Raw genomic sequence first — 15597 nt, 5'->3', positions numbered from 1 at the left:
ATGTCTCTCGAAGCAATCCTTTCAAAAATAGAGGCAGACGCGGAAAAGGAAGCGAATATCATCCGCGGGGAAGCGGAAAGAGAAAGAGAGAAAGAAAAAGAAAAACAGGCCGGAGAGATAGAAGAAAAGCGCAGGAAAAATCTGGACAGGATAAATACAAAGGTTCAGGATATGCAGAAGCGAAAGGAATACCACGTTCAAAGGGAATCAGTCAGAAAACTGATGAATACCCGGAGAGCTCTTATGGATGAAGCAATCCGAAAGGCTGTTGAGAACCTGTCATCAGAAAGCACCGAGAGTTACCTTGAAATGATAGCATCGCTTCTTGACAACTGTGATATTGAAGGAGAAATTGAAGTTCTGATTTCTTCTGTGGATGAATCACGAATTACAGCGAAGTTCCTGAAGAAACATTCCACGGATTCAAGGAAATATGTCCTATCGGATAGCAGGCATAAAGAAACAGGCGGCATCATCTTACGTGCTGGCAGGATAAGCCAGAACGGTACTTTCCCGATGATAGCGGAACTGATTCATGAAAAGCTTGTAATGGAGCTTTCTCAGATTATACCTCTGGAGATGGATTGAAAAATGCCGGATAGCTTCATATATGCCAACGGAAGAATAAGCGGCAAGGAAAATACATTGCTGGACGAACGAATGTGGCAGATGCTCATATCCGCGCAGAATGAAGAAGAAGTGCTTCGATTTCTTGGAGACACCTGGTATGGAGGCTTCATGCAGCATCATAGCCTTGAAGGCTGCTTCATCAATGCAATGGAGGTTACAGAGGAAGAACTTGTAGAGCTTTCGGAAGACGATAGACTGACCAGAGGGCTTCTTCACAGAAGAGACGTCAGAAATGCCAGATATATATGGAAGAATCAGCTTACCGTTCAGAGAACTCCAGGGGAAATCGAAATTGAACGACCTGGGCTGATACCTGTGGATATACTGGAAAAGGCGGTACACAACGCTTCCGCAAGGGAAGAGCTGCCGGGTCTTTTCAGAGAAACTCTGGAGGAGCTTCTTGAAACGGAAGGGATCAGTGGCCCCGATCTGGATCGTTCAATGGATAATCTTGCGGCAGAGGTTGAATATGAAGAACTTCCCCGCATAAGCTCCGGGTTCAGGACGTTTGTAATGACAGGACTTGAGCAGAAGAATTTCCTTACCGCCGGTCGATGCAAGCTTGCAGGATCTTCAAAACAGAATGTTCAGGAATTGCTGCTTCTGGGCGGATACCATTCAGGAGAGGAAATTGCCGAAGCATATCAGAGGAATACACTTCCCATGCTCATAGCGGAGACTCCCGGTTTTGATGAACCTGCCAGGGCTTTCGCAGAAGCTCTTGATTCCGGTTCTTTCTTCGCTTTTGAAAAAGAGTGCGATAGACAGCTTCTGGAGCTACTTGAAAAAGGGGCTTTCCCTGTTTTCGGCCCATCCCCGCTGGCAGCATTTGTTATCAGAAGGGAGATGGAAATCAAACATCTCAAGCTTCTGGTCGCAGCGAAAATCGCCGGGGTTGATTCGAGCAGGCTTCAGAAACGCCTGCCAAGGGGATAGGAGCACAGTATGCCGCATGGCGAGATAGCCTTTCTTGGAGACGCTGACAGCGTACTTGGTTTCAGGGCTCTGGGAGTCGAAACTATCGTCCCGGATGACGCTGATGACGCGAGGAAACAATTCGAAAGATTAGTGAAGCATAAAACTTCGGTTATCATGATTACCGAGAAAATGATGGATTATCTGCAGGAACAGATGGAAGAAGTTATGCATATGGCCATTCCGGCTGTAGTGGTTCTTCCGGGTATAACAGGAACGCTGAAACGTGGCGAGGATACAATCAGAGAACTCATAATAAGGGCTGTTGGAGTGGATTTGATGTCAGATGAACAGAAGTAAGCTCAGGGACCGGGTAAAACCTGCCGGAGGCGATGGATGATAAAGGGAACAATCGATAAGATAGCGGGTCCGCTTGTTGTCGCGGACGGAATGAAAGACGCCAGGATGTTCGACCTGGTCTATGTGTCAGACTACTCTTTGATAGGCGAGATCATCGAACTGAAGGGTAACAGAGCGTCTATTCAGGTGTATGAAGAAACCGGAGGACTTAAACCGGGAGATCCTGTCGTAGCTACAGGAGAACCCCTTTCGGTTGAACTCGGTCCGGGTCTTCTTACGGCGATATACGACGGTATCCAGCGCTCACTGGACAAGATACGCGAAGAAGCGGGAGACTGGATAACAAGAGGAATCAGCATCAGAGGTCTTGATCACAAGAAGGAATGGAATTTCAAGCCTGTTGCAAATGAAGGTATGGAAGTCTCCGGTGGTGAGATATTGGGAGAAGTTCCAGAAACCGAAGTAATTGTGCATAAAGTCATGGTTCCCCCGGAGGTCAAAGGGGAAATTACCTGGATGATAGATGAAGGCGTGTACAATATAGACACTATCGTAGCAAAGGTTAAGGAGCCTTCAGGAGAAACAAGGGAACTTTGCATGTACCATAACTGGCCTGTTCGAAAACCGCGGCCCGTAGCTGAGAAAAGAGCTCCCGTGGAACCTCTTATAACCGGCCAGAGAGTCATTGACGCTTTCTTCCCTCTTGGAAAAGGCGGAACAGCCTGCGTTCCAGGACCGTTCGGCAGTGGAAAGACCGTTATCCAGCACCAGCTCGCCAAGTGGGCTGACGCGGAAATAGTCGTTTACGTCGGATGCGGCGAGCGGGGAAACGAAATGACAGACGTTCTTCAGGAATTCCCTGAACTTGAAGATCCCAAGAGCGGCAAACCACTGATTCTCAGAACAGTACTTGTAGCAAATACAAGCAACATGCCCGTTGCTGCACGAGAGGCAAGCGTTTATACCGGCATAACCATCGGTGAGTATTTCAGGGATATGGGTTATTCGGTTGCTCTGATGGCTGATTCCACAAGCAGGTGGGCAGAAGCGATGAGAGAGATGTCCGGAAGACTCGAAGAAATGCCGGGAGAAGAGGGATATCCCGCATATCTGGGAACGAGGATTGCTGAATTCTACGAACGGGCAGGGAATGTGCAATGTATCGGAGGAGACAGAAACGGAGCCCTTACGGTTGTCGGCGCTGTCAGCCCTGCCGGCGGAGACCTTTCAGACCCGGTTGTACAGGCAACACTCAGGGTTGTTAAGGTCTTCTGGAGCCTGGAGGCAAAACTTGCGTATGCAAGGCACTTCCCGGCTATTGGATGGCTTGACAGCTACTCTCTCTACGCAGACAATCTGAAAGAGTACTACAACAGAGAGCTTGGAGATGAATGGGTTCTGATGATGAAGGAAGCAATGGCCCTTCTACAGCGGGAGGCAAATCTTATGGAAATAGCCCGTCTGGTCGGAGCCGAATCTCTTTCCCCCGAGGACCAGCTGATTCTATACACTGCAAGATCTCTGAGGGAGGATTTCCTTCATCAGAACGCTTTCCATGAAGTTGATACTTATACATCCATCACAAAACAGAAGATCATGATGGAGGTAATAATGCACACACACGGTGAAATGGAAAAGGCACTGCATGCAGGAGTATATCCGAGAGAACTGTTCACCCTGCCTCTGAAAGAGGAAATTAACAGAATGAGATATATCCATGAGGATAATCTCTCCGATATTTCTGCAATCAAAGAACATGTAACTTCACAGATCAACGGTCTGATCGAGAAGGAACAGACCGCCTGAGGGGGCAATGGGATATGATCAGAGAATACACAACGACCGTTGAGATATCCGGCCCTCTGATGCTTGTTGACAGCGTTGAGGGTGTAGCTTACGAAGAACTGGTGGAAATAGAGCTTCCCAATGGAGAGATCCGTCACGGGAAAGTTCTCGAGATAGACAGCCGCATGGCTCTCGTACAGCTATTCGAAGGGAGCAGCGGTACGGATATCTCCAGAAGCAAGGTCCGCTTCCTCGGGAAGCAGGTAGAGCTTGGTGTTTCAGAGGAGATGCTCGGCAGAGTATTCGATGGACAGGGACGTCCAAGAGCTCCTTTTGATACAGCTCCTCCCATAGTTCCCGAAAAGATGGTGAACATAAACGGAGCTCCTATCAATCCTTACGCAAGGGATTATCCGGCCGAGTTCATTCAAACCGGTTTCAGTTCCATTGACGGAATCAATACGCTGGTGAGAGGGCAGAAGCTTCCGATATTCAGCGGTAACGGACTTCCGCATTCCATTGTTGCGGCTCAGATCGCACGTCAGGCCCATGTGTGTGGAGGTGAGGAAAGTTTTGCTGTGGTCTTCGCTGCGATGGGAATTACATTTGAGGAAGCCGATTACTTCATCCGTGATTTTCGTTCGACAGGAGCCATGGACAGGGCGGTTGTTTTCATGAACCTGGCGGATGATCCTGCCATCGAGCGTATCTCAACACCGAGAATGGCGCTGACAGCAGCGGAATACCTTGCTTACGAGAAAGATATGCATATCCTTGTTATTATGACAGATATGACTAATTACTGTGATGCTCTCAGAGAGATAGCCGCTGCCAGGAAAGAAGTTCCCGGAAGGCGGGGTTATCCAGGTTACCTTTACACGGATCTTGCGTCGATCTACGAACGGGCGGGAAGAATCAAGGGCAGAAAAGGATCAATTACACAGATTCCCATTCTTACTATGCCGGAAGATGACAAGACTCATCCTATTCCCGACCTTACCGGCTATATCACCGAGGGTCAGCTGATCCTCAGCAGAGAACTTCATAAGAAGGGTATCTATCCTCCTATGGATGTTATGGAATCTCTTTCGAGACTCAAGGATAAAGGTATTGGCGAGGGAAAAACACGCGGAGACCACGCAGACCTCTTCAACCAGCTCATGGCAGCATACTCGGCCGGGAAAGACGCCAGAGAACTGGCAGTTATCCTTGGCGCGGCCGCATTGAGCCCGCTTGATCAGAAGTACCTGAAATTCGCTGAGGAATATGAAAAGCGTTACATCAGCCAGGGAAACCATGAAAACAGGAATATAGATGAAACTCTTGACCTTGGCTGGGAGCTTCTGAAGCTTCTTCCAAGAGAAGAAATGAAACGAATTGATCCAAAACGTCTTGATAAATACTGGCCTGCTTCCGACAGGAAAAAGACAGAGGGCAGCTGATGGCGATAAAGGTTCGAGCCACAAGGATGGAGCTTCTTCAGCTCCGGAAAAAAATTGCTCTGGCCAGGAGGGGTCATAAACTTCTGAAGGACAAACTCGACGAACTTATGCGCCAGTTCAAAATATTGATAAAGGAATATGAAGGAGCAAGGAGCAAGCTTGAAAAGGAACTCAGTATTGCTTACGGCGAGTTCCTCTTCGCGAGAGCCGCGATGACGGAACCGGGTCTTCTCGATGCTCTTAGATATCCCGGAGCGGCAGCGAAGGTGCAGACCTCCAAGAGGAAGATCATGAACCTGATTCTTCCCGTATTTGAGGTCTCCATAGAGGGGAATGTTCGTAATTACGGAATATTTGACACACCAGCGGAGCTTGATGAAGCTCTGGAAGTTTACAAAAGAATACTGCCCCATATCGTGAAACTGGCGGAACAGGAAAAGGCTATCAGTCTTCTTGCAAGAGAAATTGATACAACCAGGAGGAGGGTAAACGCTCTTGAGTACAAGCTGATTCCTGAACTTGAAGAAGCTATAAGATCTGTCAGATTGAAGCTGGACGAAATGGAGCGCGGAAACCTTACAAGGCTTATGAAGGTTAAGGAAATGGTGGAGGAAAAACGGGAGAAAAACCGCGCCTGACCAAGGTCGGACTTAACTATCTAAACTTTATTGACCTGATATAGACTTATCCTAATATATAATTGATTAAACAAAATTGCTTCTGAATAATCGTTCCTTTGTTAATACTCCCTTAACAATGCTGTCATATTGTTTGTGAATGGAATGTTCTGGAATTCAGATAACGAAGCAACGGGTCTTGATATTCATGCTCGAATAGCTTATCAATTAGCGATTGAAAACTGCTTTGAAATTAACACGAAAGGAAAGAAATGAAAAAAGTATTAATGCTTTCTATGATTTTCGCATTTGTTCAGATTGCGAGCGCTGTTCAAACGGTGAACTACGGCTGGGAAGGAACCGAAACAATTCTGGGCATGTATCCGGAGAACGGTGTAATAGCTCAGATTGCTACTGACCCTGTACACGGAGGCTCCCAGTCTCTTTACCTTGAGCGTGTTGCTGAAAGTACTCCCCAGGCATTTGTAGCATGGATTGTAGGACTTTCGGATGGCGATGAAGTTACAGGAAGTTTCTGGCGGTACGACGTAACCCCGGGAGTCCCACCCTCCTGCCGAATCTGGGCGCACTGGAACGACGACCCGGATGACGTGTACGGGCACAACGGAAGCGCAAGCGGCAACGGTGAATACGGAACCGGGGAAGGCTGGGATGAAACATCCTATACTTGGACTGTTGTGGAAGGCCATACAGGTCTTGTTATTGAAGCAAGGGTATACTCAAATCCGGGTGACATCATCTGGGTTGATGATATGACGATTATTGCTCCCGATGGAGCGACAATTTACGTGCCTGGAACCGTATCTCTAGAAAGCGGAACCTGGGCTGATATCAAGGCTGCATTCTAAACACCGAAACATCTTTTCACAGGAAACTGCGGAGAAGCAAAAGCTTCCCCGCAGTTCGCTATGTGACTGTCTCAGAAAAGCTCCCCGAGTTTTTCAACCATACTTACAGCGCCCTCGAAGACCTCAGCGGGACCGCTCGCGAGCATATATGCAGGAGTAGTGACAATTTTTCTTTCAATATCCACAACGGAGTCGTTGACAGGACAATTCACATGAACGGCTCCCATTACATTAATGGCATCAGCAGTTTCAGGATGAGAACCGATAGTCAGTCTTGCACCCGGAATTACTCTTGCGAGGATTACAGGAGCGATGCACATTGCCGCAATCGGTTTTCCGTCTTTCATTGCTTCATTGATCAGCTTTCTGACTTCCTGATTAACGGAGCATTCAGCCCCATCCCGTGCGAATGAGCAAAGCGTCAGAGCCGCACCGAAACCTCCTGGGAAAACAACGGCATCGTATTCATCAGGCGAGAGGTCTGCAAGAGGTTTAATATTCCCCCTGGCTATTCTTGCTGCTTCCACAAGAGCATTTCTGGTTTCACGTTCCGGCTTTTCTGCATAGTGATCAACAGAAGCTGTCTGCTCTATATCCGGAGCGGTGAAGATTATGTCGTAACCCGCTCTGTCAAGAGCGATAAGAGCGGAAACAGCTTCATGAATCTCCGTGCCGTCCTTTACACCACTACCGCTGAGTACAAATGCCACTTTTCTTTTCATGAGAAATCCTTTCCGAAAAAACAAGAGTTCCAGTCTGAATGAACAGATACTACATCAGACAAAGTCAGTCCAGCGCTTTCCACCCTTTCTAGCGAACGGTCAGTAGAGTATCTTCGAAAAGAATTATTCAGGAGGGTTGAACATGAGCAGAATACTCTTTTCTTTTCTTGTACTTTTAATGATGCTTTCATCATGCTACTATGGAGCCATGCAGGGGGCGCACACACTTGGGGAGAATCACCTTACAGCGACAGGAGGAGTAACACTTCCGGCTTATTTTTCGGCCGAATCGAAAAGCGAGGCTGAAGACAACAGGATAGATTTCCTTCAGGCATATCCATCAATAAGTATTGCCACAGGCGCGACCGACAGGATTGATCTTGGAGCATCGTCGTTCGGGTATGGCGTTGGCCCCTTCGTAAAATACAACCTGATGCCGCCTTCGAACCCAACTGCGGTATCTGCGCTGCTTAATATGAATTACATTATTCCAATGCAGGTCATGCTGCCGAGAATTTCACTTTGCGCTGGACACCGCTTCGATCGTGATCTGGAGATTTTTGTAGGATGTGACGCAGGATACGGGCCAGATCTTGCTAATATCCCGAAGACGGACGACGGAGGACATGACTGGGATCTGGTTGAAAATTCATTCTTTTCCTGTATACGAACCGGCTGCAGCTATGAACTGAGAGGTTCTGGCGGTCAGAACGCAAACAGGGCATACTTACCTGAATCCATCCTGTTCCAGTTCTCCTTTCCGCTTGATCTTGCAAGGGGCATGGTACTTGTCGGGTTAGCGGTAACCTACTGAGATATAAAACGGGGACACGCACCAGAGCGTGCATGTCCCCGTAGATATGCAGTCTAAGAACCGAAGGTCAGAAAGTTGACTTTATCGATCCCCAGGTTTCGCGTTCGAGGGCTGTGTAGAGAAAACCGGGAGTCGGCTCCCCTTCAAGCCATGTCACGCTAAGGTTTTCACTGGTCTCATCATGGCCGGTTAAACCGTTTCCGCCAGTAAGGGTTTCGGTTCCCTCGTACATATCCACCCTCTGGAAAGTCATTCCATAAGCGTGCCCTGTATAGTAAATGGCATCCTGGCTTGCTTCAGGAGTGTCATTGAGATATGAGGCAGTGTTGATCGTGATATAACTTTTGTCAACGAATTCACCGGCATCGTCTCCCCATACAGCGTAATCGATATCGTAGCAGAGGTCGCCACTGTCGGAAGCATCATCGAACAAGAACATAGTAATAGTCTCGCCAGAGTTTGTAAAACCTGCGGATGAACCGGCAAAACCGTTAGTCGGTACAACCATGGGAGTTGCGCCACCGCCTGTGCTTCTGATGTCGTAATCGGCCTGGACACCATACTCCGTTTCAAATGCTAACCCGCTCATGGCGATAACGATTACTTCCCCGGGGGCGATTACGTCACCCAAAGGGAACTGCACAAGGAAATCATAAGAACTCTGATATGAAATCGGTCCCAGAGCAATTTGAGGATAGAAATCGTCGACACAGGAACTGTCACCATAAAGATCTGTAAGATGCACGAGTGACAGAGGGATTGTTGATACGGTAGGGTTGTAGATCTCAACGAACTCTCCGTCAGTGGGAGTATCACATATTTCAGTAAGAAGAAGGTGATCAGCTTGAGAGAAAGCCAGTGCGGACACAAGAAGACAAAGAACAAAAACAAGCTTCATGCTGCATATCCTTTCAGTGATTACAAAACATAACAACATCAATATATATATATTACAGCGAACTTGAGCAAATGAGACAACCAGTATATTTACGGAGTTTGAAGGGAAAAATATCTTGTTTTTGATTGACATGCATGTACATACGGATGATTCACCCGATGCCGATATACCCGCAGGTGAATTGGTCGTACGGGGGATGGAAATAAATCTTGCCGGAATCGGGTTTGTTGCTCATGTTGATCTTAATCCGGAGGATCACTGTTATGGAGGATTTGAAGAAAGTATTTACAATCAATCCATAAATCTTGCCAGGAAGAAATCCGGCAGAGGACTGCTTGTTCTGAAAGGAATAGAAGTAGGGGAGCCCCATATTTACGAGGAAAAGGTTAAGAGCATTGTTGATTATTCCAGTTATGATTTCATAACAGGAGCGCTCCATTCACTGCAGGGAATCGGTATGGTTCTGGGCAAAGAGGTCTATGCGGGCGCAGACCCTCTTGAAATCGTTGAGCAGTACTATATTGAAACGCTGCAGATGGTTGAAGAAGCAGATATGGATATACTTGCGCATATGGGTCTTTTCAGAAGAGGGCTGGCGCTGGCCGGTCTGAAGCATGATATCAACGAACTGAAGCTGTGGCCCGATACAATACGACGTATTCTCGAGACCATTATAGACAGGAATATCGCGCTTGAATTGAACACATCCGGTCTGCGCCGGAAGGAAAATATCACATACCCTACACCACTAATCCTCGATCTCTATCACAGGATTGGCGGAGAACTTATTACCACCGGGTCAGATACTCATAGGGAGCCGCATGTTTTCTTCGGTCTTGAAAAAGGAAAGAAGCTTCTAGAAGAAACCGGATTCAAAGGAAGCTACTTCTACAGGAACAGAAAACCGGGAAGGATTCCTGAGTCAGAGAATTTATTCCCGTTGTAAGAACCGGAAAACGAAATATTCTTGTTTAAGGCTTTCTTTGAAAGCGGGTTATAATCAGTTATTATAAATTTTCTTGATGTTGAACAGACACAGATAAAATGATGATATAACCGTCTGTATACCCAAGATTACCAGTGTGATACCCAGAAAACCCCATTTTGTTGTTTCAACCTGAAACAGGATTTCCTGAGCATTCTTCATATACTCGTAAAGGTTGACTGCCGCGATTACAGAGATGACGATTCCAGCGAGGACAAGCACACCTCCAATAATAACTCCCTTGTCTATGGTGAAATTTGTGAAGAATTTACTGAACCTGTCAGGGTACTGGTTACTATTGATGAACTGAGAAAAACCGTAGCTGCTTACTCCATAAAGAATGAACTGTGCCCCAAGAAGAATCAGACTCTGTGAAACCAGCATAGTGAAAATACCAAGCTCACCCAGCAAACTGAAAAGAATAAGAATCATCAGAATAAAACCGGCTGAAAGCAAAGATAGTCCGAGTAACAGAAACAATGCTTTTGGCGCGAATAGAAATATAAACCTCATGTGCCGCCAGCCGTCCCTGAAAGTATTCAAATGCGGTGGTCTGTTGCGTTTATCTCTCTTGAAATCTATGGGGAACTCGTCAATAATCAGTCCCTGTATCTTTGCCTTTATCATCATCTCCGAGGCAAACTCCATGCCTCCACATAATAATTCCAGCTTGTTATACCCTTCCTTCGATATTCCCCTCATGCCGCAGTTGATATCGCGGATCCGCAATTTGAAGAGTACCCGCACAAAGAAAGTGAGGACTGGAGTTCCAAGAAATCTGTGCAGCCAGGGCATGGCTCCCTTCTCCATACTTCCGGTAAGACGATTTCCTATAACAAGATCCTTGCCATTTCTCAGGCGTTTGCAGAATTCGCCAACATATGAAAAATCGTAAGATTCATCTGCGTCCGCGAAGACAATGTACTTTCCCAGGGCTTCCTTAAAACCTCTGTTAAGAGCGTAGCCGTATCCCTTTGAATCCTCATGAACAATTCTTGCACCATGTTCCAGGGCAATGGATACTGAATTGTCGACTGAACCGTTATCGACTACAAGAACTTCACCCTCTATTCCATCACTGCGCATAGTATCAAGAGCCAGATCAATACAGTTGCCTATGGTCTTCTCTTCGTTCAGACAGGGCATAACTACGGAAAGATCCATCTTATATTCTTTCATGATTATCGGGAGCCTATAATCCACTTAACAAAACTGGAAATGTTGAGTAACCGCTTCAAAGATCGAATTTCTATAATTCTAGCAATAATGTAAGAAGGCCTCGTGTAAAACTTCCTGAGCAGTTTCTGCCTTGCTCTGTTTACTTCCTCTGGTTTAATGGAGCCGATTCTCATTATGCTTCTGCCTCCGAAGTCATACTGAGACCATCCTGTTGCTTCTATCCAGCCGCTACTCTTCGCCAGATCGCCAAGCTCGGTTCCCGGATACGGGACAGCACAGTAAGCCTGTACATAATCCAGACCAAGATGCATAGCGTATTCAATGGTCTGCTGTGCTGTACTCGGTGTTTCTCCAGGCAGCCCGAATATGAAATGTCCCATTGCAGGTATCTTCGCATCTCTGCAGAGAGATACAGCTCTGTTAATCTCCTCGACGGATTCGCTTTTTCTAGCTCTGTTCAGAATTATTTGATTGCTTGTTTCTATTCCCAGGCCAAGCAGCATGCAGCCGGCCTGTTTCATATAAGAGAGAATTTCATTATCAAGGGAGGCGGCTCTGGTGGTAGCAGCCCATTCTATATTCAGGTTCAACCTGATTATTTCCTTACACAGCTCTATGCAAAAAGATTTGTCCGAGGTAAATGATTCCTCCCAGAAAAGGAAGCTTTCAATACCGTGAACATTCATGCATGTTACAATTTCTTGAATAATGTATGCAATGGAATGTCTTCTTACCCTTTTTCCATAGTAAACAGGTGCAATACAGAATACACATTTAAAGGGACAGCCACGTGCGGAATTGATGAGAGTAAATCTTTTTCCATTGCTGGGCAGGACATAGAGCTCGTTATTTAGAAGAGCTCGATTTGGATAAGGGAGCTGATCAAGATCCTGAATCAGGGAGCGTGCTGGAGTGGATACCACTCTTTCTCCATCCCTGATAAGAAGACCATCAGTAATGGGAACTTCACCGGTAAGGCTGAATTCCCTGACAAATTTTTCAAACGTGAGTTCTGGTTCCCCATAAATAGCCATATCAACAGAGTGGCAGTATTCCAGCCCCTCTTCTTTCAGCAATGTAAAAAAGACACCGAAGCTCAGTATGAAACAGTCGGGCATACTCCGCTTCAGATCGGTCGCGAATTCCATATCACCATCAATTGATGGGAAACCGGTATTTATCACCAGCAGGTCAGGCTCAAGTTCTGTAACAATTTTCCTGGCAGCCTCTCGATCAGTCTTCTCGATAATGAAATCAAACAAATGGACTTCCATATAAGACTCTGCTATAGAAGCCATTATCGCTAAGGTTATTGGGGGCCATGGGGTTGCCCAGGAATTGGAACTCTGCATGCACCGCCCCTCCCTGATGAAATCCATGCCCATAATCGCAGGTGGATTCACCAGCACAGCCTTCATTTTTGATTCAGTGTTAGGACTGATGTTCATCAGGACTGCTCCATTTCCATACGCTTTAGACCAACTATAGCAGCTAGAAGGATTCCGAAATACACCCGAGGCTCATGGTGATTCAAAGGGAAACCAATCCACAGTGTACTATTCATTAATTCTAACCACATCAAACAGAATAGCAATCAAACCAGTATTCCCCTCTGCTCTGTATGGAACATCCTTTGTCGGACCCCAGTATCCTGAGATTCCGGTTTTCATTTCCCATGCAAGTTTCTTTCTGCCGGAGGGTAAAACTTCGGAATGTCGGTTATCTCGGGATTATCCTCATGCAACAGCGGACGGATGTGCCGATCCCACAAATCCACAAGTAATCTGTATACTGTCATATCACCCTTAAGTTGGAATTTACGCCGAATAACACACAGAATGTTTTCCAGTATCTTCTCAGGATGATAAAGCAGTTTAATTACAAAAAACTGCAGATATATCCATAATCTGGCGCGGGTAATCAGTTTGTAATTCTCACGCCAGGTTGGCGAGAAATTAATCTCCTCAAATTCCAGTCCCTTAGGCATGAGATATGCCATCTGTGTTTTAGGAAGAGGAGTGAGCATGAAGGTGATTATCTCATCAAGTCCAAGTCTGGTGAGCTTGCGGACAAAGCGGTAGGTCATTTTTCTGTCGATTTTTTCTTCTCCGGGAAAACCAAGAACGAAATTGCTATTAATCCTTATGCCAAGCTCATTGCACCACCTTACAGTATTTACCATATGATCAAGGTCAACCGGTTTGTTCATTGCTTTCAGTACTTTTGCCGAAGCTGATTCAGGAGAAATGCACAAATAGTAGCAGCCGGTCGATCGAAGCAGTTCGAGCTCCTCTCTGCCGAGAGTTTCCGCCTTCACACCGGAAGGAAAACAATACCTGTAATGCCTTTTCCGATTAAGAAGTTCAAGAGCGAATTTGCGTGTTCTATCCCTGGACAGAGAGAAATTTTCGTCCTGTATGTGAAAATCACTCACTCCATATCGCGAATGATAGTAATCCATCTCATCAACTATCCTGCCCGGACTTTTAGCCATCCATTTCAAACCCCACATCTGAGGGGTCTGACAGAAGGCGCAATTGTAAGGACAGCCTCTGCTCGTGAAAATACTGAGATATCTGTCAGATTGAACAGGACCGTGTGCGTACCTTAGTTTCCAGTACGTTTCAAGAGGAAGGGGGTCGAAAAATCCGAAAGGGAAATCTTCAATAGGGCATACTTCTGGTTCTCTATCCCTGTTGTATCCGTGGCCATGAATGCCGTCATATTCAAACTCACAACCGGATTCAATTAATCTGAGGAGAGCTGGAAATCTGTGTTCACCCTCACCCTGAAGCACATAGTCAGCACCTGCTTCCAGAAAAGGATCCACAGTAAATGTTGTATGGTATCCACCAACAACAATAGTAACACCCGGAAACGCCTTTACGCATTCTTCAATTATGCTGATACATATACTGTGTTCAAGGGTGCAGTGAACGGATACTCCCAGAACATCAACACCTTCGGGAATACATTCAACAATCTCATGCGGGAGCAGGCCTCGAATCTCGAATTTTCCCCTGTACTCTGTAAACCTGTGCGGAGCCAGTCCGTACGCATCAACCACTGCAATATGATGTCCTGTTTCACGAAGAACTGCAGCCAGGTAGGCCATGTTCGTGGGAACTCCAGGAACAGAGCCAAAGGGGCTGTTACGGAAATTAACCACAGGTGGTTTTATAAGGACTACCTTCATTGAGAAATTCTTCGCGTAAAGACTTCCCGAACACTTCTGAACAGAATCTCAGGATAGAACATCGCATTGTAAATAATATTCGCTGACATAGCACATTCCCATGTACAGGTGCATCTTCCTTTGTTCATCTTCCTCACTGTCTCAACGGACTTCTTTGAATGAAGTATCTCCAGCAGATCATACCCGTTTTCCCTCAAGTCTCCCAGAAGCTCGTTTCTCAATTCGCATAACCTCACCTTCCCGAATTCATTGATGACAGTGAATTTTCTTCCCGCCATGCATGGACCTATCCATTTCCCCCTGCAGAGTCTGCTCATGGAATGAAGGAATGTATTGTTAATCCCCCGGAAAACAGGGCTAAGAGTTCTTGTCTCCGATGTTCTGGCGTTCTTCCCGAATATTTCAAGTTCCCTCAGAAAAAGATCAATGTCGACCTGGTCGGGAACCTCTCCGGGCACGTCTGGTCTCAGCAGGTGAAGTTCATGGTTATTCGGGCGAATCTCAGTCTGAGCGAATTCCCTGAGAAGTGCAAGATCTCCGGCGGTCTGATTGATGAATACCGTGACCAGATCCATTGACAGGTTTGTCCTGCTTTCCCTCAGCTGTGCTATTCTATTGGCAGTTTCAACGACGGAATCGACACACCCCTTCACTCCTCGAAGAACATCATGGCGCTCATCCATATAATCCAAACTCAGAGAGGCTCTGAAATGAGTTTCAGGATAATGGTCAGTGAGATAGTGGAACAGATCAGCAGTTCTGTCCGGAGAGAGACCATTGGAGGGTACAGTTACAAATCTTGATCCAGCGTTTTCCACGAAACATTCGATAATTTCTGTCAGATCGTCTCTCAGGACGGGTTCCCCTCCTGAAATAAGCAGGTAAGGAACAGATCCAGCTGTTTTCGAAATGGCTCTGAATTCATTGATAGTAAGTTCTTTATCATGCTGTGACCGCGCAATATTATCCCCGTAAAAACAGAAAGAGCATTTTGCGTTGCATCGAGCTGTAACGAAAAGAATTACAAAGGAAGGCTGCCTTACACTCAGCAGGCTGGATAATATGCCGATTAACTTCAAAGAAATCCTCTATTCTCTCTTGAATGCTTCGACTTGGACAAAACAAAAGCAGTGTAATATATAAAAGCCTGATGCATACGGTTAAGACAGACAACTGATAACTCAT

Annotated in this window: 15 protein-coding genes; 9 read left to right on the top strand and 6 right to left on the bottom strand. The window is 46.3% G+C overall.

The genetic code is table 11. The features are described 5' to 3' along the window. From K8R76_11825 to K8R76_11795, 7 genes are all read left to right on the top strand, one after another. A complete protein-coding gene (locus K8R76_11825; protein ID MCD4848864.1) occupies positions 1–588 on the top strand; it encodes a V-type ATP synthase subunit E in 588 nt (195 codons plus the stop codon). A gap of 3 nt (positions 589–591) precedes the next feature. Further along, positions 592–1566, top strand: a complete 975-nt coding sequence (locus tag K8R76_11820; GenBank protein MCD4848863.1) for a V-type ATPase subunit — start codon at positions 592–594, stop codon at positions 1564–1566. Between the two features lie 9 nt (positions 1567–1575). Beyond that, the gene (locus tag K8R76_11815; GenBank protein MCD4848862.1) at positions 1576–1905 is read left to right on the top strand and encodes a V-type ATP synthase subunit F; all 330 of its coding nucleotides are present in this window, start codon (positions 1576–1578) and stop codon (positions 1903–1905) included. A gap of 36 nt (positions 1906–1941) precedes the next feature. Then, a complete protein-coding gene (locus tag K8R76_11810; GenBank protein MCD4848861.1) occupies positions 1942–3711 on the top strand; it encodes a V-type ATP synthase subunit A in 1770 nt (589 codons plus the stop codon). 14 nt (positions 3712–3725) lie between these two features. Then, the gene (locus tag K8R76_11805) at positions 3726–5132 is read left to right on the top strand and encodes a V-type ATP synthase subunit B (GenBank protein MCD4848860.1); all 1407 of its coding nucleotides are present in this window, start codon (positions 3726–3728) and stop codon (positions 5130–5132) included. After that, positions 5132–5770 (top strand): V-type ATP synthase subunit D, encoded by a 639-nt coding sequence (locus K8R76_11800; protein ID MCD4848859.1) that lies wholly within the window; start codon positions 5132–5134, stop codon positions 5768–5770. The genes K8R76_11805 and K8R76_11800 overlap by 1 nt, the downstream gene beginning before the upstream one ends. A gap of 251 nt (positions 5771–6021) precedes the next feature. Further along, positions 6022–6618, top strand: a complete 597-nt coding sequence (locus K8R76_11795; protein MCD4848858.1) for a hypothetical protein — start codon at positions 6022–6024, stop codon at positions 6616–6618. Positions 6619–6689: 71 nt separating this feature from the next. On the opposite strand, the gene elbB is transcribed toward K8R76_11795, so the two are convergent. Continuing rightward, complete coding sequence (gene elbB / locus K8R76_11790; GenBank protein ID MCD4848857.1) at positions 6690–7340, bottom strand: isoprenoid biosynthesis glyoxalase ElbB; 651 nt, start codon at positions 7338–7340, stop codon at positions 6690–6692. A 142-nt stretch (positions 7341–7482) separates the two neighbouring features. Here elbB and K8R76_11785 point away from each other — a divergent pair, with 142 nt between their 5' ends. Further along, positions 7483–8154 carry a hypothetical protein gene (locus K8R76_11785; protein ID MCD4848856.1) on the top strand — a complete coding sequence of 224 codons (672 nt, stop codon included), beginning with the start codon at positions 7483–7485 and terminating at the stop codon, positions 8152–8154. Positions 8155–8221: 67 nt separating this feature from the next. Here the strand turns inward: K8R76_11785 and K8R76_11780 are convergent, their stop codons facing one another. Further along, positions 8222–9052: a lamin tail domain-containing protein gene (locus tag K8R76_11780; protein MCD4848855.1), complete on the bottom strand. Its 831-nt coding sequence runs from the start codon at positions 9050–9052 to the stop codon at positions 8222–8224. A 115-nt stretch (positions 9053–9167) separates the two neighbouring features. Here K8R76_11780 and K8R76_11775 point away from each other — a divergent pair, with 115 nt between their 5' ends. Further along, complete coding sequence (locus K8R76_11775; GenBank protein MCD4848854.1) at positions 9168–9998, top strand: PHP domain-containing protein; 831 nt, start codon at positions 9168–9170, stop codon at positions 9996–9998. Between the two features lie 54 nt (positions 9999–10052). Here K8R76_11775 and K8R76_11770 read toward each other — a convergent pair whose 3' ends face one another. The 4 genes from K8R76_11770 to K8R76_11755 all read right to left on the bottom strand — a co-directional run bounded on the left by K8R76_11770 (position 10053) and on the right by K8R76_11755 (position 15491). After that, positions 10053–11201 (bottom strand): glycosyltransferase family 2 protein, encoded by a 1149-nt coding sequence (locus tag K8R76_11770; GenBank protein ID MCD4848853.1) that lies wholly within the window; start codon positions 11199–11201, stop codon positions 10053–10055. Between the two features lie 17 nt (positions 11202–11218). Continuing rightward, a complete protein-coding gene (locus K8R76_11765) occupies positions 11219–12664 on the bottom strand; it encodes a B12-binding domain-containing radical SAM protein (protein ID MCD4848852.1) in 1446 nt (481 codons plus the stop codon). A gap of 218 nt (positions 12665–12882) precedes the next feature. Beyond that, entirely contained in the window at positions 12883–14412 is a 1530-nt protein-coding gene (locus K8R76_11760) for a B12-binding domain-containing radical SAM protein (GenBank protein ID MCD4848851.1), read from the bottom strand. Beyond that, positions 14409–15491: a radical SAM protein gene (locus K8R76_11755; protein MCD4848850.1), complete on the bottom strand. Its 1083-nt coding sequence runs from the start codon at positions 15489–15491 to the stop codon at positions 14409–14411. The genes K8R76_11760 and K8R76_11755 overlap by 4 nt, the downstream gene beginning before the upstream one ends. Positions 15492–15597 lie beyond the last annotated feature (106 nt).

The organism is Candidatus Aegiribacteria sp. (assembly GCA_021108435.1).
Taxonomy (GTDB): Bacteria; Fermentibacterota; Fermentibacteria; order Fermentibacterales; family JCC-6; genus Aegiribacteria.
The sequence above is the reverse complement of the archived record's forward strand: the minus strand, read 5'-3'. Positions and strand labels throughout refer to the sequence as shown.